The organism is Archangium sp. (assembly GCF_036277355.1).
GTDB lineage: Bacteria > Myxococcota > Myxococcia > Myxococcales > Myxococcaceae > Archangium.
Genome location: NZ_DASUNC010000061.1, coordinates 60,888 through 81,770 on the forward strand (window position 1 = coordinate 60,888; position 20,883 = coordinate 81,770).

Below are 20,883 nucleotides of genomic sequence, written 5' to 3' on the forward strand. Positions count from 1 at the left end.
CTGTATGCGCCACGGCTTCTGGCCATTGCGTGCAAACGAAAAGCCGTGTCCAGGAGCGTGACCCAGGTGACTTCACGGCAAGAGAGAGCCCCGACGTTTGGTGAGGAGCTCGATGCCCTCTTCATGGAGTTGTTCAAGGCCAGGGCGCCCTATGAAGAGCGAAAGCGCGAACTCCTGAAGCTGGAGAAGCGGTGGCTTCAGAGAACGAAGACTCCGGCTCAGCGCCTCGCGGTGCAGCGCATCATCGCGAAGACCATCCTGACCGAGGCATTCGGGTTCGACATGCCGTGGAAGGAGTTCGGGCGATGGCTCCGCCGCATCCAGCAACTCGGCTTCCGCGATCTGGGCATGCGTGTTCACGTCGCCTGCCTCTACGTGCAGTCACTCCACCTCTTCCCTCGGCAGGCCCGCGAGGCATGGGAGATGCTGGAGGACGCGGAGCGGAGAGCGCTCCGGCTTCGTCGCGATCGACCCCTGCGGCAGGAACATCTGGAGTCGATCTCGCACGCGAAGAAGGTGGCCCGGATACCGGCCCCTCAGTAACCCACGTAGGACTGGCCCTGGCCGAGCGACTTGATGCCGGGCACGTTGGACACGGAGCCGTAGCGCTCCACCGCGTAGCGGACGCCCGCGATGATGTTGTCCACGGGGTTGCGGATGTTGTCGTGGCCCGGGAGCTTGTACGCGTCGAATGTCGGCTGGATGGTCTGCATCAGGCCGATCGACGGGTGGCCATCCTTGGCGTTCTGATCCCAGAGGTTGATGGCGTTGGGGTTGCCGCTGGACTCGTGCTCGATGATGCGCGCGATGTCCTGCGGGTTCATCTTGTCGGCCGGCACGCCCGCGGCGCTCAGCTTCTGCATGGCCTCCTTGATCCAATCCCCCACCTGCCCCCGCGGCACGTTGCCCACCGGAGCGCTGGCCTGCGCGCCCTTCGTGGAGGCTCCCCCGTCGAGGTTCACGCCCTTGGGGCCAGAGGCGGACACGAACTCGTCCTTGCTGCCCGGGATGTTGAGCTTCGCACCCGCGTAGATCAGGTTCGCGTCCTTGATCTGCGTGTTGGCCTTCATCAGCTCGCCAACGCTGGTGTGATAGCGCTGCGCGATGTTGCTCAGCGTGTCCCCGGCCTTGATGCTGTAGTTGCCCATGTGCGTGCCCTCGAAGTGTCGGAAGCGAAGTGACTGCGGATGCACCGGCACAAAGCAGGAGGCGTGCCATGCACCCCGCCCTCCTCCCCGGGCCCGCAAGTCCTTGATTCCACGCACATGCACTCGGGTTCCGGCCGCACCTGGTGACAGCCGGCACCGCTCTACACGGGTTGCCCCTGGTGACTGCCCTCACCCCCTGGTGACCGAAGTCACCACCCGGGGGCCGGGCCTCAGCCGGGCCGAGCGACGGACGGAGGCGGCTCGATGGCCGTGCCCCGGCGGTACTCCCGGGGCGCGTCCAGGAACGTGCCCAGCAGCACCCAGCGCCGTGCGTCCTCCTCGGCGCCCGGCTTCGCCATCAGCGGCGTCGTGTAGTGCCAGAAGGGCAGCCGGTACACCGTGATGCCGCCCACGGTGTTCACGCTCCGCATCTCCGAGAAGTGTCCGCCCTTCGCGTAGACGAGCCACTGGTGCGCCACCGCGGGCGTGGCGAACGTGAGGTGCATGTCCACGTAGCCGTCGAAGGCCTCGGCGTCCTCGGGGTGGTGATCGTTGTGCGGGCCCGTGTAGTCCCCCGGGCCGTAGCACAGCGCCTGAATCCCCCACTTGCGCCGCAGCGCCCGCCCGCTCACCGACGACGCGAACGCCGCGAAGCTCTCCGAGCGCATCATCGCCACCAGCCCCACGGCCTCGGCCGCCTTCCACGAGCGCGAGCGCCGGCTCTCCAGCAGCGCCGTCCTCACCCGCACCGTCTTGGGCAGCAGCTCCGCGTAGTTCTCCGTCATCCCCCAGATGCTCTCCGGGGGAATCGCATCCTCCATCTGCGTCAGCGTGTCGCGCAGCGCCTTCTCCAGCAGCTCCCGGCACGCCACCGCCTTGCGCGCGTCCAGCACCCCGCCGAGCGCCACGAAGCGCTGTCCCGGCCGCAGCAGCGCCCCACAGGCCTCGCTGTCTTTCCCCTCCAGGATGCGCCGCCCCTTCGGGGTGAGCAGCTCCGCGAACTCCGTGGGAAACGTCTTCATGCCACTGCCTCTACCGTCACCGGCGCTTGCGCGCCAGATCCACCAGCGCCGGGCCGATCTCCCCGAGCGGCAGCACCCGGCTCACCGCGCCGGTGGCCACCGCCTCCTGGGGCATGCCGTAGATGACGGCCGTCTCCTCGGATTCGGCCCACACCTCGCCGCCCGCCTTGCGGATGACCTTGGCGCCCACCGCCCCGTCCGAGCCCATCCCCGTCAGCACCACGCCGATCGTCTTGGAGCCGAACACCTCGGCCAGGCTCATGAAGAGCCGATCCACCGAGGGCGCGTGCTTGTCCTGCATCGTCGGCGGCGGCGTGCCCACCACGTACTGCCCGTTCTGCCGGTACACCACCAGCTGCCGCCCGCCGGGCGCGATGAAGACGTGGCCCGGGGCCAGCACGTCTCCCTCCTGCGCCTCGCGCACGGAGAAGGGCCCCAGCTTGTCCAGCCGCTCCGCGAAGGCGCGGGTGAACTGCTTGGGCATGTGCTGGCACACCAGCAGGCACATGGACGGCTCCCGCGCGAGCGACTCCAGCAGCCGCTGCACCGCCGGTGGCCCGCCCGTGGACGCCCCGATGCCCACCACGAACGAGGGCTCCAGCGGCGTCACCTTCGGCTTGCGCGCCACCGGCTTCACCTCCGCCGGGCGGATCAGCCTCGCCGCCTGCACCTTCTCGTGCAGCTCCTTGCGCAGCTTCTCCAGCACGTCCGGCGTGGGCTTGGCCGGCTTGGCGATGAAGTCGAAGGCCCCCAGCTCCAGCGCCTTGAAGACGTCCGTCTTGTGCGCGTAGCTGGAGATGACGATGACGGGCGTGGGCGCCGAGCTCTTCAGCAGCCGCAGGAACGAGTACCCGCCCAGCCGGGGCATCTCCAGGTCCAGCGTCACCACGTCCGGGTGCAGCGCCAGCACCTGACGCAGGCCCTCGTTGCCGTCGCACGCCGTGCCCACCACCTTCACGTCCGGCGAGGACTCGAGCAGCTCCGTCAGCAGCCGCCGGTTGTGGGCCGAGTCATCCACCACCAGCACCTTCACGGGCTCGTGGGCGCTCACGGGCTGCCTCCTCCGCCGAGCTCCGGCTTGCGGTAGACGAGATCACTGCGCAGGTGCACCAGCTCGAAGTCCGCGCTGAGGTTGATGAGGTTCTCCGAGTGCCCCAGCAAGAGGTAACCGCCGGGCACCAGCTTGTCGTAGATGAGGCGCAACACCCGCTGCCGCGCGGGCGTGTCGAAGTAGATCATCACATTCCGGCAGAAGACGACGTCCGGCCGGGTGATGTGCAGGGCCGCGTCCGGATCCTGCAGGTTGTGGTGCCCGAAGGACACCCAGGCGCGGATGTCGTCGCGCACGCGCACGCGGTTGGGGCCCACGTGGACGAAGTAGCGGGCCACCTTGTCCGGAGGCGTGGCGCGGAGCGCGGAGGGCCCGTACTCGCCCTGGCGCGCGGCGGCCAGCACCCGGCGGGAGATGTCCGTGCCGTGCACCTCCACGTCCCAGCCCTCGAAGCGCCCGCTGTCCTTGAGGAGCATGGCCACCGTGTAGGCCTCCTCCCCGGACGAGCACCCCGCGGACCAGATGCGCAACCGCTTCGTACGGGCGTTGCGGCGCTCCAGCTGGGGCAGCACCTCCTCGGAGAAGGCCTTGAGCTGGCGCGGCTCGCGGAAGAAGTACGTCTCGTGCGTGGTGAGGGCCTCGATGGCCGTCTCCAGCTCGGCGCGGCGCTGCGCGTCGAAGCGCAGGTAGCGGTAGTAGGCGCTGAAGTCCGTCAGGCCCAGCGCCTCCAGCCGCGGCCACAGCCGCCGTTGCATGACGTACTTCATGTCGTCACGCACGAGGATGCCGCAATGGCCGTAGACGAAGTCCCGCAGCAGGCGGAACTCCTCCGCGGTCATCTCCGGCCTGCCTGTATCGAAAGGCATCACCCCCGGGAACCTCCGCGGCAGCTCAGCGCCCAGACAACCGTTCCACCGCGTCCACCAGCGCGCGGCGGGCCAATGAATCCATCTCGGCCGCCAGGGCGGCCCGTGTCGCCGGCAGGCACTCGGGCCCACCGGAGTCTCCCAGCACCCGCGCCGCCGCGGCCCGCACGTCCCAGCTCGCGTGGCCCAGCAGCCCCACCGCCAGCGACACCCCCTCGGACGAGGCCGCGCCCGCCATCAGCGCCGCCTTCACCACCTCATGGTCTCCATGGCCCACGGCCTTCCGCAGCACCTCGTCCCGCAGCGCCCCCAGCCGCGCCAGGGCCTGCACCGCCCGGTACGCGATGGCTCCATCCGGGTGCGGCACCAGGGCCTCCAGGTCCGCCACCCGCTCCAGGGCCCCGCACTCCCCCACCGCATCCAGGGCGGCGAGCCGCACTTCCAGGGCCTCGTCGGCCAGGGCCTGCTTCAACAGCCCCGCCATCGTCTTGTCCCCCACCTGGCCCAGCACCCGCACCGCCGCGGTGCGCACCCGGGGAGACTCGTCCGTCAGCGACTGGCGCGCCAGCTCCAGGCCGCCCACCGGATCCACCGCGGCCAGCACCTCCACCGCAGTGGCCCGCAGCGGCACGGAGGCCTCGCGCGCCGTGCGCCGCACCAGGGGCAGCATGGCCGTGCCTCCCACGCGCACCAGCGCGCTCAGCACCACCGGCTCCGCCCCGTGCTCCAGCGCCGACTCCAGCGCCTGCACCACCTGCTTGGGGAAGTGGGCGGCCAGCGTCACCAGCGCGCGCACCGCCGGCCCGGCCAGCTCCGGGTGCGAGAGCAGCTGCGCCAGGGGCTCCACCGCCTCCAGCGAGCTCGTCCGCCCCAGCGCCTGCACCGCCACCGCCTTCAGGTCCACCTCGCCCCAGTCGAGCATCTGCACCAGCTCGGGGACGAACGTGGCGTCCACCAGCTCCACCAGCACGTGCCCCGCCACCTCGCGGGCCGGGAAGGAGAGCCGATCCATGCTCGCCAGCAGCTCGCGCCCCGTCTCCGGGCCGAAGTACGCCAGCGTGCGCATCACCTCCGGCATCAGCCGCTCTTCCTGCGCCACCTCGGCCACCAGGGGCGCCAGCTGCGGCTCGCGCAGGGCCGCCGCCGCCACGAGCGCTCCGGCCTTCAGCTCGATGTCATCCGACTCCAGCGCGCTGGCCACCCACCCCACCGCCTCCGGCAGCCGCTTGAGCGCCAGCCGCACCGCCGCTTCCATCTCGGGCCGCAGGGACGGCTCGGCCAGGCTCGCCTGGGTGCCCAGGGCCACGAGCGCCGCCTCGCGGGTGGAGCGAGACTCCGCGCCCAGTCCCCGGCACACCAGCTCCGTGGCGGCCACCTGCGGAATGAGGCCCAGCACCCGGTAGGCGCTGCGCTTGAGCGTGGGATTTCCCAGCAACCGCACCACTTCCGGCAGGGGCGGCGGGTGGCGCAGGGCCGCGAGCGACTCCAGCGCGCTCAACTGCAGCAGCGGCTCGGGGTCGTACAGGATGCGCTCCAGCGCGCGGGCCGCGACCTTGCCGCCCACCTGGCCCAGCGCCTCCGCCGCGGCCACCCGGACGTTGAGGTCCGTGTCCTGCATCATCGCCTGCACCAGGGCGTCCTCGGCCTGGGGCTGTCCCAGCTGCCCGAGGATGTCCGCGGCGAACTTGCGTTGATCCGGATCCACGTGCCCGAGCAGCCGCACCAGCGGCCCCACCGCCTCCGCGCCCATGCCCGCGAGCGACTCGGCCGCCGCGTTGCGCGCGCCCGTCTCGTCGCGCTCGCCCAGCACGGAGATGAGACGCTCCACCACCTTGTCGCGCTCGGGCACCCGGGTGAGGCCGTCGGCGGCGGCGCGGCGCACCCGCCAGCTCTCGTCATGGAGCCCCGCCACGAGCGTTTCCCGTGCGCCCGCGGCGGACACGTCCAGCTCCAGCAGGGCGCGGTAACGCGCCTCCTCGGCGTTCCGCCCCTCCTCCATCATCCGTTCACCCTCCGGTCGCACACCATCTCCGAGAGCAGCAACGCCTTCACGTCCAGCAGCAGCTTGAGCCGCTCCTGTCCCCGGGCATCCGGTGCGCGCCGCTCCAGCCCGCGCCGCTCCGGCTGGCGCTTCTCCTGCTTCTCCTGCTCCCGCTTCTCCTGCTCGCCGTACACGCCGACGACGAAGGGGGCCGGGCCCACCGCGCCAATGGCCGGGGCGGGTTTGATCTCACTGCGCCGCAGCCGCACCACCTCGGACACGCGGTCCACGGTGAAGGCCACGCGCCTGCGGCCCAGCCAGCACACCAGCAGCCGCGTCTTCGGCGTATCCACCGGGGCCTCCACGCCGAGCAGCCGCTTGCGCAGATCCACCACGGGGATGATGGAGCCGCGCAGGCGGATGACGCCCTCGATGAAGGGCGGCGCGCCGCGGATGGGGGTGAGGCGCTGGGGCTGGAGGATCTCCTCCACCCGCATGATGTCCACCGCGTACTCCTCGGGCCCGACGAAGAAGGCGCACAGCTGGACGAGCGGATCCCTCTCGGCCGCGGCGGACTCGTCGGCCTGGGACTGCGTCAGCTGGCTGAGGACGTTGAAGCGCTGTCTCATGTGAGGGCCTGCCAGATGTCGAGCAGGATGAAGAGCTGCTGTTTGCGCCGCCCGAGCCCCACCACGCAGTCACGCTCGCCGCCGCCCACGCCGGGAGGGGCCAGTTCCAGCATCGAGGGCCGGAGCCGCACCACCTCGGAGACCGAGTCCACCCAGATGCCCGCCAGCCCGTCCGCCGTCTGCACCACGATGATGCGCGCGCCGCGCGGAGGTTCCGCCGCATCCGGACCCGCCACCAGCGGCGCCTTGTCCGCCAGCCGCAGCTTCACCTTGATGTCGTAGACGGGCAACACCTCGCCGCGCAGGTACATCACCCCGAGCAGGTTGGCCGCGGCGCGAGGCACCTCGGTGAGCGGCGGAACCTTGACGATCTCCCGCACCCCGTGGATGGGCACCGCGTAGTGCTCCCCTTCCAGCCGGAAGGCCAGGTACTCCTCGGGGATCTCCTCGGGAACGGGCTCGACGGTCTCATCGGTGCCGGCCACCAGCTCCTGGATGGGGCCGACGTCCTCATCCGGACGGTAGAAGAAGCTGTCGAGCAGGACGGACAGGGAAGGCACGAGGTAGAGGATAGCAGCCCTACGGCCGGAGACATCACGCGCGGCGTCGTTCCAGGCTCATCCCCTCCTCCAGCAGGGCACCGACATCCAGCACCAGGACGGTGCGCCGGTTGGCCAGGTCCGCGGCGCCCGAGATCCCTCGCACGCCCTGCAGGCGGCCACCCAGCGACTTGACGACGATGTCCTGCTGGCCCTGCAGCTCGTCCACGGCGATGCCCAGCCGCTCCTGGGCCAGGCCGGCGACCACCACGAAGTGCCGGTCGTTCTGGCGCTCGGGGTGGCCGAACTGCCGGGCCAGGCGCATCAGGGGCAGCGTGGTGCCGCGCACGTCCAGCACCTCGCGCCGCTCCACGGTGCGGATCTCCGAGGGCTTCACGGAAAGGATTTCCAGCACGCTGTTGAGCGGCACCGCGTAGGTGCGGCCACTCACGCCCACCACCAGGGCGCGGATGATGGCCAGGGTGACGGGCAGCGTGAGGTGGAAGGCCGTGCCCTGCCCGCGCTCGCTCCACACGTCGATGATGCCGGACAGGTTGCCGATGTTGTTCTTCACCACGTCCAGGCCCACGCCGCGGCCGGACAGCTCGGACACGCTGCGGGCGGTGGAGAAGCCCGGCAGGAAGATGAGGTTGAGCAGCTCGCGCCGGCTCATCTCCCGCGCCTGGACCTCGGTGATGAGGTTCTTGCGCAGGGCCATGTCGCGCACGGCCAGCTCGTCGATGCCGCCTCCGTCGTCGCTCACCTCGATGACGACGTGGTTGCCCTTCTGCTCGGCCCGCAGCGACACGCGCGCACGCCGGGGCTTGCCCGCCGCCATCCGCGCCTCCGGCGACTCCGCGCCGTGGTCGATGGCGTTGCGGATGATGTGCATCAGGGGATCGCTCAGCTCCTCGACGATGAGCTTGTCCAGCTCCACGTCGCCGCCGCCGATGACGAAGTCGATCTCCTTGCCCGCGTCCCGGGCGATGCGGCGCACCAGCCGGGCGAGCCGGTCGAACACCTGGCCCACGGGCACCATGCGCGCCTCGAGCAGGCCCTGCTGGAGCGCGTCCAGCTTGCGCTCCAACTGCCGCGTCTCGCGCGACAGCTCCTGCCCCCACAGCTTGCTGGAGAGCATCACCGAGCCCTCCTGCTGGCGCGCCGTCTCCACCATGCGCTGCAGGTTGGCCTTGATGAGCAGCAGCTCGCCCACGGTGTTCATCAGCGCGTCCAGACGGCTGATGTCCACGCGCACCGTCTGGGTGAGCGAGCGCGCCGACTCGTTCTCCATCCGCGGGCCGCGCGGGGACGCCGGCTCGTCCGTGAGCGTGCGCACCGGGGGCCCGGCCAGCTCGGGGCGGGGGGGCGAGGAGGACTCGCCCATCCGCATCGCCTCCAGCACGCCCTGGGTGAGATCCTCCGGGCTGGCCTCCTCCACGGCGCGCAGCAACGGGGCCTGGACGAGGCTCTCCGTCACGGCCGGGGCGGGCGTCTCCGCGCCACTCCCCTTGGGAGCCCGCTTCTTGCGCGGCTTCTTGGGAGGCGTGGGCGCATCGGCGGCGGGGGCGGACGGGCGGATCCCCTGGGCCACGGACTGCGCCACGGGAGCGGGCGCCGCGGGGGCCTGCGCACTCCCCACGGGACGCACCTTCAGCGAGAAGAGCTGCGCGGGCGTGCCCTGGAGCTTCGCCGCCAGCTCCGCCTCCGGCACCTTGGCGCCGAAGATGAGATCGAACGCGATGCCCGAGGCCCCGCCCGGCTCCGACGAAGGCAGCGTGCTGACGACCTCGCCCAGCGGCTTGAGGCGCGAGTTGAGCTCGGCCAGCCCCGTGTCGAAGTCGGACAGGTCGAACGCGGCGCGCACGCGGTAGAGGGCCACGCCCCGGCGCACGTTCTCGCGCAGGCGGTGCTCCTCGTACTCGGTGAAGACGGCGCGCACCTGCGCGTCCAGCTCCAGCCGATCCAGCGGATCCTCGTCGACGGCCGCCGACGTGACGCCCAGGTTCGCCAGCCGCGAGCCCAGCTCCGTCACCCGCCCGCTCAGGGCATCCGAGGACACCTCGCGGGAAGCCTCGGCCAACAGGGCCTGGAGCACGTCCAGCGCCTCGATGAGCGAGTCCAGCACCTGGTCGTCCAGCGACAGCTTGCCCAGCCGCAGCCGGTCCAGCAGATCCTCGGCCTGGTGGGCGAGCTTCGAGATGCGCTCCTGCCCGAAGAGCGCGGACAGGCCCTTGAGCGAGTGCGCCGCCCGGAAGATGCCGTTGATGAGATCCGGGTCCGGGTCCGAGCCGCGCTGTTGATCCAGCACGAGCAGATCCTTGCCCAGCGCCTCGAGGATCTCCGTCCCCTCGGCAACGAACTCCGCGAGTGCTTTTCCGGCCTGGTTCACGCGAGCTTGAGATAGCGGCGCACGAGCCCGACCAGGCTCTGCGGTGAGAAGGGCTTGACGAGATACTCCGCCGCGCCGAGCGCCAGCCCGCGGTCGCGATCCTTCTCACGGCCCTCGGTGGTGACGATGAACAGCGGCGTGTCGCGGTAGTTGGGGTTCTTCTTGACGAAGTTGATGAGCTCCAACCCGTTGATGTCCGGCATGTTGATGTCGGTGATGATGAGATCGAACCGGTGCCGGGGCAGGAGCTTGAGGGCCTCGAAGCCGCTGCTGGTGGCGATCGCCTCCAGACCGGAGATGGACTCCACCGTCGCGGCGATCAGCTCGCGTGACGCCTTGGAGTCCTCCACGATCAGGATCTTGAACTTCATGGGTTGGAACCGGCCCCCCATCGTAGCAGAACGGAGGGCGGCGGCGAGCTTCAGCCCTTACGTCCGGGCAGGCGGCGTGCCAGATCCTTGTCCGCCAGGACGGCGACCTTCTTGCCTCCCTTGAAAGCCGGGATGAACTTGTCTGTCAGGGAAGCGGCCCGGGCGGCCTCGTCGAGCGCGCCGGTGCCGGGGATTTCCAAGGCCACGCCCTCCACCTTCGCCCGGGCGAGCACCTGGCCGGCGTTGGCGAGCGCCTCACCCAGCGAGGAGGCATCCAGGCCCTTCCTGCGCCCCAGGCCGACGACGAAGATGCGGGGCACGGGGAAGCGGCCATCGGCGGGCAGCAGGAGCGAGTCGCCCTGGGCGCCCACGAAGAAGCCGGACTGGAGCACGCGCGACAGGGCGCCGCACAGCCGCCAGTCCACGAAACCGGCCGAGCCCGGCAGGGGCCGGTCGTCCTCGCCGACGAAGAGGCAGAGCGCGTCCACCCCCTCCAGCGAGTCCAGGCCCTGCAGGCCGATGTCGTAGGCGGCGACGTTCACTGCTTCCCCAGCGCCACGGCCACGCGGTCCAGCAGGCCGTTGACGAAGGCGCTGGACTCCTCGGTGCCGAAGTTCTTGCCCAGCTCCACCGCCTCGTTGAGGGACACCTTCTTGGGGATGTCCGGGCGGTACTTCAGCTCGAAGACGCCCAGGCGCAGCACGTTGCGGTCGATGCGGGACATGCGGTCCAACCGCCAGTTGTGGCTGTGCTGCTCGATGAGCCGGTCGATCTCCGCCCGGTTGCCCATGACGCCGTCCACCAGCTCGCGGGCGAACTTCACCGCCTCGGCCTCGCGGTGGGACTCCTCGGTGGCGGCCCACGCGGACTCCAGGGCCTCGTGGACGGAGCCGGGCGTCATCTCCAGTTGGTAGAGCGCCTGCAATGCGCGCTCCCGTGCGGTTCTCCGAGCGCCCATGGCTAGCCCTTCTTCCCGTCCGAGGCCAGCGTGGTGGCCAGCTTCGCGTGGAGGTTGACCATCTCGATGCAGGCGGCGGCGGCCTCCGAGCCCTTGTTGCCGGCCTTCACGCCGGCCCGGTCGATGGCCTGCTCCACCGTGTCGCACGTGAGCACGCCGAAGGTGACGGCCGCCTGGGCGTTGAAGGCCACGGTGCCGATGCCCTTGGCGCACTCGCCCGCCACGTAGTCGAAGTGCGGGGTGCCGCCGCGGATGACGGCGCCCAGGGTGATGATGCCCACGTAGGCGCGCGAGTCCGCCACGCGCCGCGTGAGCGCCGGCAGCTCATAGGTGCCGGGGCAGCGGAAGACGTCGATGTCTCCGTCGGCCACTCCGTGGCGCACCAGCGTGTCCACGGCGCCCTTCACCAGCTCCTCGGTGATGAACGCGTTGAAACGGGCCACGCAGATGGCGAAACGGCCCTTGGGAGGAAGAAAGTCACCTTCGATGTAGCGAGGCATGTGCGGCCCCTCTCTACACCAGCCACCCGGCTGGCGTCCCTACAGAGTTTTCGTCGTGCGGCGGCGGGGAGGACGGCGCGCGGCCACCCGCCGGACGGGCTCGGCGGACAGGGTGAGCGGAATCTGCTCCACCACCTCCAGCGAGTAGCTCTCCAACCCCACGATCTTCTTGGGGTTGTTGGTGAGCAGCCGCAGCCGGGACAGCCCCAGGTCCTTGAGGATCTGCGCCCCCACGCCGAACTCGCGCAGGCGCGTCTGATCGTTGTTGCCCGGCACCGCCTCCTCGTTGGAGACGTGGGTGCACTGCAGGCGGTTCTTCGGGGGCACGTCGCGCTGGAGGAAGACGACCACGCCGCGCCCCGCCTCTTGAATCCGCTGGAAGGCCTGCTCGAGCTGGCTGCCGCAGTCGCACCCGGCGCTGCCCAGCAGATCTCCCACGAGGCAGGCCCGGTGGACGCGGGTGAGCACGGGCTCGCGGCCGGAGATGTCCCCCTTGACGAGGGCCACGTGCACCGCGCTGTCCACGTCGCTGCCGTAGGTGTAGGCCTGGAAGGTGCCCTGCCCCCGGCGCTCCAGCGTCGCCTCGCCGATGCGCCGGATGAGCCGCTCGCGCTCCAGCCGGTAGCGGATGATGTCGGCCACGGACAGCAGCACCATCTTGTGCTTCCGGGCGAACTTCACCAGGTCCGGCCGGCGGGCCATGGTGCCGTCCGGGTTCATGATCTCGCAGATGACGCCCGCGGGCGTGAGGCCGGCCAGACGCGCCAGGTCCACGCTGCCCTCGGTCTGCCCGGTGCGCACGAGCACGCCGCCGTCACGGGCGCGCAGCGGGAAGACGTGGCCGGGGCGCGCCAGGTCGCTCGGCTTCGCGTCGGGGGCCACCGCGACCTGGATGGTGTGGGCACGGTCCGCGGCGGAGATGCCGGTGGAGACGCCCTGGGCGGCCTCGATGGAGACGGTGAAGGCCGTCTGGAAGGAGGAGGTGTTGTCCTGCACCATGAGGGGCAGGTTGAGCCGGCGGATGCGCTCCTCGACGAGCGACAGGCAGATGAGCCCGCGCCCGTGGGTGGCCATGAAGTTGATGGCCTCCGGCGTCACCTTCTCCGCCGCCATGACGAGGTCTCCCTCGTTCTCCCGGTCCTCGTCATCCGTGAGGATGACCATGCGCCCCTTGCGGATCTCCGCCAGCGCCCGCTCCACCAGGGAGATGCTGTCCGACTCGTGCTGCCTGCCACCGCGCGCCATTGCTTCCTGGCCTTTCCTTCGAATCATCCGCCGAAACCCGCCGCCTTGATGACCGCCTCGGAGAGCCCGCCACCCGGGCCCTGGCGCAGCGACACCAGCCGCGCCACGTACTTGCCAATCATGTCCCCCTCCAGGTTCACCCGCTCGCCCACGGCCTTGGCCCGGAGCGTGGTGCGCTCCTGCGTCTCGGGGATGAGCTGCACGCTGAAGCGGTCCACCCCCACCGAGTTGACGGTGAGGCTGATGCCGTCGATGGCCACCGAGCCCTTCTCGATGAAGAAGGGCGCCAGGGCCTCGGGGAGCCGGAACACCATCACCCACGAGCCGCCCTCGGGCCGCGTCTCCAGCACCTCGCTGACGGCGTCCACGTGACCGCTGACGAGGTGGCCGCCCAGCCGGTCGCCCAACGCGAGCGCCCGCTCGAGGTTGACGCGCGAGCCGGGGGCCACGGCTCCCAGGGTGGTGCGCCGGAGCGTCTCCGGGGCCGCCTGCACCCGGAACGACTCCCCGCTCCGCTCCACCACCGTCAGGCAGGCGCCGTCCACGGCGATCGATTCACCGAGCGCGAAGTCCTTCGCGCCCAGCGCCGTGCGAATCCACACGTCCGTCATCCCTCCGGGGATGACCCGCTCCACCACACCGATGTCCTGGATGAGTCCGGTAAACATTTCGGGCTGGCTTATAACGGATTCCAGCACGAGGTTCCGCTAGAGCCTGCCTCGACCCCCCAGGCAAGCTCACGAGGGCCATCACCCCCGGATGCCGTCCAGGAGGAAGCTCTTGCCCGTGGCTTCACCACCGCACGGGCAGAGACTCGAAACCGCGGAACATCAGGCTGTGGCACTTGAGCTGCGGCGCCTGCTCCTCGTCCAGGCGCAGGCCCGGCAGACGCGTCAACAGCACCTCGAATGTAATCTCCAGCTCGCGGCGAGCCAGACCCGCGCCAATGCAATGATGGGGCCCGAAGGTGAAGGCCATGTGCTTGTTGTGCAGGTGGTCGCGGCTGATGTCGAACCGATCTGGATCCGGGAAGGCCTGGGGATCGCGGTTGGCGGCGGCCAGCCCCATGAACACCACGTCCCCCTTCTTGATGGTCTTGCCACGCAGCTCGAAGGTCTCCGAGGCGATCCGGTGCATGAAAGGGACCGCCGGACTGAAGCGCAGCATCTCCTCCACGGCGGACTTCACCAGGCCGAGATCCGACTGGAGTTTCTGGAGTTCCTCCGGATGCGTCAGCAGCGCGTACAGACCGTTGCTGATCTGATCCGTGGTGGTGGTGTGTCCGGCGAAGAGGATGAGGCTGGTGTTGGACACCAGCTCGTCCAGGGTCATGCGCCCTGCCGCCTGCTCCTGCAGCATCTTGCTGAGCGCGTCCTGCCCGGGGTTGTGGCGACGCTCCTCGATGAGGCCCTTGAGATATTGGACCAACTCCCCGATCGCCTTGTTGCTCTCACGGGCCAATGCCACCACGTCGGTGCCCGCGGCGGGGGCATTGAAATCCGCGATGGGGTGCGACCACTCCAGGAACCTGTCGCGATCCTCCCGGGGAATCCCGAGGAACTCCGCGATCACGATGGGAGGCAGCTGGGTGGAGACCGCCTTCACCACGTCCATGCGCCCCTGTTGCATGACCCGATCCACCAACTGCTCCGCGGTCTGGCGGATGGCCGGGCGCCAGGCATCGAGCGCCTGGGGCGAGAACCCCGCGGAGGTCTGCCGGCGCATCCGGATATGCTCCGGGCCGTCCCTCATGGACATCTGATGCGAGAGCGACCACATCAGATTGTCGATGAGGCCCGGGCCAATCTGCTCGAGCGGCCCGAGTTGGGCCTGGTAGAACGCCATCCGGTTGGCGCTCAGGCGCGGATCGCGAAAGCAGTTCAGCACGTCGTCGTAGCGCGTGATGAACCACGCATGCACCGCGTCCGACCAATAGACCGGGTCTACCTCTCTCAGCCGCTTGTAGAGAGGAAGGGGCTCGAGGAGATTCTTGGGGCTGACGGGATTGCCGTCGAACTGCTCCGCTTCGCTCGCCATGGCGTCCCTGGTAGAAGTGACAGGCTCGGTGGGGTCGGGCACGAGCGGGAGGCTAAGCGCTACGGGCGGGGTTGTCGACGTTCGTGAGACCCAGAGTGTGCCGGACGCGATGCCCTGGCGCCGTGCTCCGCGGAGCGCCCGCGGAACCCGCCGGGTCAGGACCAGCGGGCCCAACCCCTGACAGTGTGAGCAGCTCGCTCACCCTTTGCGCGCCATGAATTCGCGGATGTACGGGATGACCTGTGCCGACCGCTGCAAGGTGACCCAGTGTGTCGCCCCTGGGAATTTATGGAGGGTGAGATCGGGCACGTATTCTTCCAACCCATTGAGGCAGTCCGACAGGAGTGCGCGGTCTGCATCCCCCCAGAGCATCAACACGGGGAAGTTCACCTTCCACCTCTCCTGGGGCACCCCCTCCAGGAGGTTGCTGCCACCCGGGTAGCCCTTGCCGTCCGGTGGGCCGAGCCTCGCGGCCCGGTAGTAGTTGAGGATGGCCTCGATGGCGCCAGGAGCCCCCCAGGTCCGTACCCACTCCTCGACATCCTCGTCCGAGAGCTGCGCCCCCCCTTTGCGAGCGTCCTCGATGACCGACTGGCGCATGAACGCGAAGTCGTTTGCCGCCAGTTGGGCGCCGATGCCCGGAATGGAGAAGGTCAGCATGTATCTGCTGGCCTCCTGCTGCCTCGGGTTCTCCCGCAGCTCGCGGTTGAACAGGGCAGGGTGTGTGATGTTGGCGGTGATGAACCTTCGGACGCACTCCGGGTATCGCAGCGCGAAGCTCCAGCCCAGCAGCGCGCCCCAGTCCTGGCTCACCACGGTGACCTCGCGCAGGCCCAGGTGCTCCAACAGCGCGCGCACGTCCTCCACCAGCAGGTTGATGCCGTACTGCTCGACTTCGTTGGGGCGTGTGGTCTGGTTGTAACCCCGGAGATCTGGAGCGATGACCAGATGGTCTTTCGAGAACTCCGCGAGATACCGCTTCCAGACTCCCCAGTATTCAGGACATCCATGGAGGAAGAGGATGGGCTCCCCCTTCCCTTCCATGACGTAGTGCATCCGGATGCCGTTGATGTTCGCGTAGGCGTGCTGCATGTCATTCATCCAGGGGAAGTAGGTGCGCTCGCCGCACTCCGTTCCAGATGATGCCACTTCGGCAGCATGCCGCTAATCGGAATCAGGAGCACATCTGCTCGACGTGCTCAGGCTGTGAACAGAACACGACAGTGAGGTGCGGAGGGTGCCGAGGTAGAGGCACGGTCGACGCGTGCCCCCCTCGCAGCGGCAGCCCTCGAACAAGCGCCAGCGGGCCTGGAGCGAACCGCTCAGCCCTGGGCGTCGCCGCGCCCTTCCTGCTTCTGGTCACCCTGCCAACCGTAGTTGCCCACGAACTGGGTCACCGTCTCGGCCACTCCATTCACCACGGTCAGCGCCTCGTCCGAGGCACGCAGCTGCTCCATCGTCTGGTCCATCATCGTGGACAGCTGGGTGACCGCCTGGACGATCTGCACGATTCCGCTGTTCTGCTGCGTCACGGCCGCGGTGATCTGCCGCACCGACGCGGCGTTGTCCCTCACGATGCCCGCGAGCTCCTGGATGCGGGTGCCGAACTCCCGCACCTGGACGATACTGGCCTCCACGCGCACGGTGCCCTGCTCCATCATCGACACCGAGGTGCGAATGGCCGAGCTGATGTCCAGGAGGATCTCCCGCACCTTGGTGGTCGCCTTGATGGACTGATCCGCCAGCGAGCGGATCTCGCGCGCCACCACACCGAAACCCCGGCCGTGCTCACCCGAGCGCACGGCCTCGATGGCGGCGTTGAGCGCCAGCATGTTCGACTGGTCGGCCAGATCCTTCACCGTGGTCGTGATGTTGCCGATCTGACGCGCCCGATCTCCAAGCGCCTTGATCTGCCGCGACATCTCTCGCACCTGATCGCCGATCTGCTGGATGCTGTCGAGGCTGTGCTCGATGGCGGACTGACCCAGCCGGCTGATCTCGTCGGCCTTCTCCGTCTTGTGCAGGATGTCTTCGGCCTTCTGGGCGGCGAGCGCGGAGGTCTCCTTGATCTCCTGGGTGGTGACCTGGGTCTCCTGCAAGGCCGTCGCCTGGAGGGTGAGCATCTCCGTCTGCTTGGAGGTGGACGACCCCAGCTGCTGGGCCGAGCCGCGCAGGTTGTTCGCCGACTCTCCCAGCGACAGCGAGAAGGCGCGCAGCTGCTCGAAGGCCTGCGCGGTGGCCAGCGAGAGATCGCCCACCTCATCGGTGGAGATCCAATCCGGCAGCTTCGGCTTGCCCGACGCCAGGGCCTGCATGGCCTCTTGCACGCACCGGGCCGCCTCGGACTGGTGCTGGGCAATCCGCCACGCGGACAGCGCGGCGTTGAGCAGCAGGAAGATGCCCAGCAACGTCAACGGAACCCCGATGCTCACCTTCAGCTTGTCGACGGATTGCTCCAGCACCTCCAGGAACGGGAGCGAGGAGTTGCTCACCACGAGGTTGCGCATCTCCTCATAGGCGCCGAGCGCCTCCTTCCCCACGATGGTGGCGGTGAACACCAACGTGTTCGCCACGAACAACCCGAACGCGTAGGGCAGGTACCAGCGCTGCCGCGGCCACAAGAGTCCACCCCCCCGGAGGGCCGCCTCGGGATGCCGATGGAACTCCTCGATGGCGTACGGGCTCATGAGCTTCTCGAGGGCGAGCCGGATCTGCAGCCAGACCAGCAGCGAAATCAGCATCGCGACGAGCGTGGCCCAGGGCACCACCCAGAGGCTCGTCCCGTAATAGAGGGCCGGAAGGCCCACGTACAGACCGACACCAATGCCCGTCCCCGTCGTGAGGTACATCTCAATCGTACGCGGCACCTTCAAGATGCGCGTCAACCGATCGCCGGGCTTGTCCTCGGCATTGTGGGCGAGCGCCTTCTTCAGCGTGGTGCGGATGACGAAAAAGGGCAGCAGCAGACCCAGCGTCACGATGAGCCCCGGAAGCAGCGCGATGGCGATGTTGCGCGACCGCTCTCCCTCGTGATCCATGATCAGCATGGTCAAGTAGACCAACGGCGGCGTCGCCATGCCCGAGTGGTTCTGATAGCTCTGGAACAGCTTTTTGGTGATCGCGTTCAGCTCAGTTGGCGTCATTTCTAGAAGCGCCCTTAAGTGGCCCTGCTGGAGGTACTGGTTGACCCGACCATAGCCGACCCGGAAAGCGCAGTGAAGTGCAGGTCGTCCCCTGGCTCGGAGAGCAGAAATACGGGGCCCCGTCCCCTTGCCCGGATTGCCGCGAGATGAACCCAGGAGGTCGGTTCAGGAAACCCGATTCCATTGAAAGATTTCTCGTTTTACGGCTTATCCTGTATTTTGACTTTCCAAGAAGATTCTGCTAAGAGAGGTCGCTCTATGGCCTCCTGAGTTGGGGGCAACCGTGGCCCCTGCCCGTCCGAAAGGTGGGTCAACATGCGAGGGGGGTCGAGGAGACAGGGCCCAATGGACTCCAAAGCATTGACTGAGTCGTGGCCGACAGAAACGCCTTCCGGGACGCAGGAGGAGAGTCAGCGTCCGCGGTCACGCGCCCTGTGGGCATTGGTGGCACACGAGGTGTCCTTCATCTATCAGGTCATCCGGAGGGACATCTCCTCGGCGGTGATGCCGGGCCTCATCTTCGGGCTGGCGGCCTGGCATACCGCGGGAAGTTCCGCGCTCGAGCTGGTGCCGCAGCTGGGGCGGGGCCTGCTGTACTTCACGCTCTACGCCTTCACGTTCTGTCTCTCCAACCAGCTCATGGGTGTGGAGGAGGATCGGATCAACAAGCCGGACCGCCCGCTGGCACGAGGAATGGTGTCGCTCCGGGGCGCGAGCATCCGGTGGGTGCTCGCCATGACCCTCTACACGCTGGTGGGCTGGTGGTTCGGGGTGTTGGAGTGGACCCTGCTCTGGCAGGCAGTGACCATCGTCCACAACCTGCTGCGCGGTGCGCGCAACTGGTTCATCAAGAACCTGTCGATGGGGCTGGGGGTATGGGCGTCACTGGAAGCGGGATGGAGGATCGCGTCCCCCATCGTTCCCCAGGGAGCCAACGAATGGCTCACCTTCCTGTCCGTGTCCGTCTTCCTGCTGGTGCCGCTGCAGGACCTGCGTGACATCGAAGGGGACAGGGACTGCGGGCGCAAGACATTCCCGATGGTGTTCGGCATCACGGCCACGCGCAGATTCCTGGGCGTTGGCTTCGCCGCGCTGGCGGTGCTCACCCACCTGCTGATGATGCGGCTGGTGGGCGCGCCCGCGACGATGGCCGGCGCCTCGCCTCAGGTGCTCGTCTTCGATGCCCTGCTCGCGCTCACGAGCTTGATGATCTGCATCCAGGTGCTCACCCGGCACCGCCCCGAGCAGGACCACAAGACCTACATGCACTACACCTACTGGTACTGCCTGGCGCTCGCGAGCACCTTCGTGCTCGTCTGAGGAGATACCCGTCGCGGGGCGAGATGCGGACCCACCGCCACCAGACAGGTGGAGGTGGGGTCCGCGGACTCGGAGCCCCGCCGCCCGTCCGGACCATCACGACGAGGCGTGAGAGGTCCCGGCCTTCGGCGGGCGTGCCGTCAACACGCGCCACAGCATGCCAGGTGAGAACAACGTCGCGGGGGACTTCAGCATGTGCTGCACGTTCGCGAAGCTGCGGACGACCTCCTCGTCATGCGCGGCCAGGGAGATGATCTGCTTGGTGTACCAGGTCATCAACCCGAAGCCGGGAGGCCGGGCGCCCTCCACCTCCGGGTGGCTCATGTCCTGGCTCATGGCCATCATCCACGGCAACAGCAACACGGAGGGCACCTGCTTGCGGAACCGCTGCGCCAGGCCCGTGAGGGAACCCGGAGCCTGGTTGCGCAAACACTTGTCGAGCAGCATCACCTGCAGGGCAGCGGACGTCATGCCCTGGCCGTACAGCGGGTTGAGGCTGCACACCGCATCCCCGAGCACCACCAGGTGCTCAGGGAAGCGATCCATCTGATCGTAATGCCGGCGCTGGCTGCCGGGAATCTTGTGCTGGACGATCGGCCCCGCCGGCTCGGCGTCCTTGATGGCATCATGGACGTCGGGCCGCGCCAACGAGCGCGCGTATTCCAGGAACCCGGCATCGTCCATCGGAGCATGCTCCTTGAGGTAACCCGCCAGCGTCACGAGCCAGCGGTCCTTCTCGATGGGGAAGATCATGCCCACGCGCTTGCCATGGGGCGGCTCGGCGTAGATGGCCACCATCAACCAATCGGCCTGGTGGTTCTTGGGCCGGTGGAAGATACGGCTGGTGTAGCAGACGTCCGTCTTGACGAGTGTCTGCGGTACACGAGGATAGCCGAGTTGCTCCAACCACTGGGGCGTCTGGGAGCCACGGCCGCTCGCGTCCACCACGAGGTCCACTCCGTCCAGGACCGTCTCGGCCTCCCCCTTGCGGTGGAGCCGGATACCCGTGACGCGCGTGTTGTCCGGGGTGGCCAGGTAGCCCTTGGCCTCGCAGCGCTCCATGACCTCCACGTTGTGCAATGCCCGCACGCGCTGACGCACCTTCCAGTCCAGCAACCCCCGGCTCTGGCTGTAGGCGATCACCCCCGTCTTGGCGCGTACCAACCAATAGCCCGAGTGGAACCAGGCCGCGTCGGACATCTCCGCGGGGGTCGAACCCGCCGCCACGAGCTCCTCGAAGAGCCCTGGGAAGAGCTCCGCCATGATTTGAGCGCCCTTGGCCAGCAACACGTGGGGGTGTTGGATCTGGGGCGTGCCCTTGCGTGGCTCCGGATCGTCCCGCAGTTCGTCTCGCTCGATGAGGGTGACCTTCTCGAACTGATCGGACAGGACCCGGGTCGTCAGAAGACCCGCCATGCTCGAACCGAGTACGACCGCGTGCTTGCCCACCTTACCGTTCGCGTCACCCGACATCGTCATCACCCTCAGTCTGGGAGGAATTTTACAGGCTGAAGAATAACCGATGAGCGTGTGCGCGCCCAAGCAGCGGGTGAGGACAGAGGAGAAGCCGGGCTCATGCACGGCAGGCGGGCAGGTGCGGAGCGCGTCCGGACGAGCGCTCCGGCGGAGTTGGATTGCTGTCCGCCACGTGCTCCTGGCAAGGTCGGCCGCTTCCACGCAACCG

Annotated in this window: 20 protein-coding genes; 2 read left to right on the forward strand and 18 right to left on the reverse strand. The window is 68.6% G+C overall.

Translation table 11 applies throughout. The annotated features are described in order from the left end of the window. Positions 1–123 precede the first annotated feature (123 nt). Positions 124–543: a hypothetical protein gene (locus VFZ09_RS15760; RefSeq protein WP_329728397.1), complete on the forward strand. Its 420-nt coding sequence runs from the start codon at positions 124–126 to the stop codon at positions 541–543. On the opposite strand, the gene VFZ09_RS15765 is transcribed toward VFZ09_RS15760, so the two are convergent. The 17 genes from VFZ09_RS15765 to VFZ09_RS15845 all read right to left on the reverse strand — a co-directional run bounded on the left by VFZ09_RS15765 (position 537) and on the right by VFZ09_RS15845 (position 17,879). Continuing rightward, complete coding sequence (locus VFZ09_RS15765) at positions 537–1,148, reverse strand: transglycosylase SLT domain-containing protein (protein WP_329728398.1); 612 nt, start codon at positions 1,146–1,148, stop codon at positions 537–539. The genes VFZ09_RS15760 and VFZ09_RS15765 overlap by 7 nt on opposite strands. Positions 1,149–1,378: 230 nt before the next feature. Beyond that, on the reverse strand, positions 1,379–2,170 hold the full coding sequence (locus VFZ09_RS15770; RefSeq protein ID WP_329728399.1) for a hypothetical protein: 792 nt from the start codon (positions 2,168–2,170) through the stop codon (positions 1,379–1,381). Between the two features lie 16 nt (positions 2,171–2,186). Next, the gene (locus VFZ09_RS15775; RefSeq protein ID WP_329728400.1) at positions 2,187–3,221 is read right to left on the reverse strand and encodes a chemotaxis response regulator protein-glutamate methylesterase; all 1,035 of its coding nucleotides are present in this window, start codon (positions 3,219–3,221) and stop codon (positions 2,187–2,189) included. Then, complete coding sequence (locus tag VFZ09_RS15780) at positions 3,218–4,087, reverse strand: CheR family methyltransferase (RefSeq protein ID WP_414640706.1); 870 nt, start codon at positions 4,085–4,087, stop codon at positions 3,218–3,220. The genes VFZ09_RS15775 and VFZ09_RS15780 overlap by 4 nt, the downstream gene beginning before the upstream one ends. Positions 4,088–4,112: 25 nt before the next feature. Further along, positions 4,113–6,089, reverse strand: coding sequence for a HEAT repeat domain-containing protein (locus tag VFZ09_RS15785; protein ID WP_329728402.1), 1,977 nt, complete (start codon positions 6,087–6,089; stop codon positions 4,113–4,115). After that, positions 6,086–6,697, reverse strand: a complete 612-nt coding sequence (locus tag VFZ09_RS15790; protein ID WP_329728403.1) for a chemotaxis protein CheW — start codon at positions 6,695–6,697, stop codon at positions 6,086–6,088. Before VFZ09_RS15790 ends, VFZ09_RS15785 begins: the two co-directional genes overlap by 4 nt. Beyond that, positions 6,694–7,257 carry a chemotaxis protein CheW gene (locus tag VFZ09_RS15795; RefSeq protein WP_329728404.1) on the reverse strand — a complete coding sequence of 188 codons (564 nt, stop codon included), beginning with the start codon at positions 7,255–7,257 and terminating at the stop codon, positions 6,694–6,696. The genes VFZ09_RS15790 and VFZ09_RS15795 overlap by 4 nt, the downstream gene beginning before the upstream one ends. A 34-nt stretch (positions 7,258–7,291) precedes the next feature. After that, positions 7,292–9,625 carry a chemotaxis protein CheA gene (locus tag VFZ09_RS15800; protein WP_329728405.1) on the reverse strand — a complete coding sequence of 778 codons (2,334 nt, stop codon included), beginning with the start codon at positions 9,623–9,625 and terminating at the stop codon, positions 7,292–7,294. After that, positions 9,622–9,996 (reverse strand): response regulator, encoded by a 375-nt coding sequence (locus VFZ09_RS15805; protein WP_043409781.1) that lies wholly within the window; start codon positions 9,994–9,996, stop codon positions 9,622–9,624. Before VFZ09_RS15805 ends, VFZ09_RS15800 begins: the two co-directional genes overlap by 4 nt. A 50-nt stretch (positions 9,997–10,046) precedes the next feature. Continuing rightward, positions 10,047–10,538 carry a M17 family peptidase N-terminal domain-containing protein gene (locus VFZ09_RS15810; protein ID WP_329728406.1) on the reverse strand — a complete coding sequence of 164 codons (492 nt, stop codon included), beginning with the start codon at positions 10,536–10,538 and terminating at the stop codon, positions 10,047–10,049. Continuing rightward, a complete protein-coding gene (gene nusB / locus VFZ09_RS15815) occupies positions 10,535–10,954 on the reverse strand; it encodes a transcription antitermination factor NusB (protein WP_329728407.1) in 420 nt (139 codons plus the stop codon). Before nusB ends, VFZ09_RS15810 begins: the two co-directional genes overlap by 4 nt. 2 nt (positions 10,955–10,956) lie before the next feature. Further along, complete coding sequence (gene ribE, locus VFZ09_RS15820; RefSeq protein WP_329728408.1) at positions 10,957–11,454, reverse strand: 6,7-dimethyl-8-ribityllumazine synthase; 498 nt, start codon at positions 11,452–11,454, stop codon at positions 10,957–10,959. Between the two features lie 39 nt (positions 11,455–11,493). Then, positions 11,494–12,726, reverse strand: coding sequence for a 3,4-dihydroxy-2-butanone-4-phosphate synthase (gene ribB / locus VFZ09_RS15825; protein ID WP_329728409.1), 1,233 nt, complete (start codon positions 12,724–12,726; stop codon positions 11,494–11,496). Then, the gene (locus tag VFZ09_RS15830) at positions 12,723–13,367 is read right to left on the reverse strand and encodes a riboflavin synthase (protein ID WP_329728410.1); all 645 of its coding nucleotides are present in this window, start codon (positions 13,365–13,367) and stop codon (positions 12,723–12,725) included. Before VFZ09_RS15830 ends, ribB begins: the two co-directional genes overlap by 4 nt. Before the next feature lie 124 nt (positions 13,368–13,491). Next, on the reverse strand, positions 13,492–14,736 hold the full coding sequence (locus VFZ09_RS15835) for a cytochrome P450 (RefSeq protein WP_329728411.1): 1,245 nt from the start codon (positions 14,734–14,736) through the stop codon (positions 13,492–13,494). A 198-nt stretch (positions 14,737–14,934) separates the two neighbouring features. Continuing rightward, positions 14,935–15,828 carry an alpha/beta hydrolase gene (locus VFZ09_RS15840; protein ID WP_329728412.1) on the reverse strand — a complete coding sequence of 298 codons (894 nt, stop codon included), beginning with the start codon at positions 15,826–15,828 and terminating at the stop codon, positions 14,935–14,937. Positions 15,829–16,058: 230 nt separating this feature from the next. Continuing rightward, positions 16,059–17,879: a methyl-accepting chemotaxis protein gene (locus VFZ09_RS15845; protein WP_329728413.1), complete on the reverse strand. Its 1,821-nt coding sequence runs from the start codon at positions 17,877–17,879 to the stop codon at positions 16,059–16,061. A 456-nt stretch (positions 17,880–18,335) separates the two neighbouring features. On the opposite strand from VFZ09_RS15845, the gene VFZ09_RS15850 reads away from it, so the two are divergent. Then, positions 18,336–19,199, forward strand: a complete 864-nt coding sequence (locus tag VFZ09_RS15850) for a UbiA family prenyltransferase (RefSeq protein WP_329728414.1) — start codon at positions 18,336–18,338, stop codon at positions 19,197–19,199. Positions 19,200–19,295: 96 nt separating this feature from the next. Here the strand turns inward: VFZ09_RS15850 and VFZ09_RS15855 are convergent, their stop codons facing one another. Next, complete coding sequence (locus VFZ09_RS15855; protein WP_329728415.1) at positions 19,296–20,672, reverse strand: hypothetical protein; 1,377 nt, start codon at positions 20,670–20,672, stop codon at positions 19,296–19,298. Between the last annotated feature and the right edge of the window lie 211 nt (positions 20,673–20,883).

Excerpts from the sequence above, each read along its gene's own strand:
- VFZ09_RS15835 (WP_329728411.1), bottom strand. The coding sequence starts at position 14,736 with ATGGCGAGCGAAGCGGAGCAGTTCGACGGCAATCCCGTCAGCCCCAAG.
- VFZ09_RS15855 (WP_329728415.1), bottom strand. The coding sequence starts at position 20,672 with ATGTCGGGTGACGCGAACGGTAAGGTGGGCAAGCACGCGGTCGTACTC.
- VFZ09_RS15760 (WP_329728397.1), top strand. The coding sequence starts at position 124 with ATGGAGTTGTTCAAGGCCAGGGCGCCCTATGAAGAGCGAAAGCGCGAA.
- VFZ09_RS15765 (WP_329728398.1), bottom strand. The coding sequence starts at position 1,148 with ATGGGCAACTACAGCATCAAGGCCGGGGACACGCTGAGCAACATCGCG.
- VFZ09_RS15845 (WP_329728413.1), bottom strand. The coding sequence starts at position 17,879 with ATGACGCCAACTGAGCTGAACGCGATCACCAAAAAGCTGTTCCAGAGC.
- ribB (WP_329728409.1), bottom strand. The coding sequence starts at position 12,726 with ATGATTCGAAGGAAAGGCCAGGAAGCAATGGCGCGCGGTGGCAGGCAG.
- VFZ09_RS15770 (WP_329728399.1), bottom strand. The coding sequence starts at position 2,170 with ATGAAGACGTTTCCCACGGAGTTCGCGGAGCTGCTCACCCCGAAGGGG.
- VFZ09_RS15790 (WP_329728403.1), bottom strand. The coding sequence starts at position 6,697 with ATGAGACAGCGCTTCAACGTCCTCAGCCAGCTGACGCAGTCCCAGGCC.
- VFZ09_RS15830 (WP_329728410.1), bottom strand. The coding sequence starts at position 13,367 with ATGTTTACCGGACTCATCCAGGACATCGGTGTGGTGGAGCGGGTCATC.
- VFZ09_RS15785 (WP_329728402.1), bottom strand. The coding sequence starts at position 6,089 with ATGATGGAGGAGGGGCGGAACGCCGAGGAGGCGCGTTACCGCGCCCTG.
- ribE (WP_329728408.1), bottom strand. The coding sequence starts at position 11,454 with ATGCCTCGCTACATCGAAGGTGACTTTCTTCCTCCCAAGGGCCGTTTC.
- VFZ09_RS15780 (WP_414640706.1), bottom strand. The coding sequence starts at position 4,087 with ATGCCTTTCGATACAGGCAGGCCGGAGATGACCGCGGAGGAGTTCCGC.
- nusB (WP_329728407.1), bottom strand. The coding sequence starts at position 10,954 with ATGGGCGCTCGGAGAACCGCACGGGAGCGCGCATTGCAGGCGCTCTAC.
- VFZ09_RS15840 (WP_329728412.1), bottom strand. The coding sequence starts at position 15,828 with ATGCAGCACGCCTACGCGAACATCAACGGCATCCGGATGCACTACGTC.
- VFZ09_RS15805 (WP_043409781.1), bottom strand. The coding sequence starts at position 9,996 with ATGAAGTTCAAGATCCTGATCGTGGAGGACTCCAAGGCGTCACGCGAG.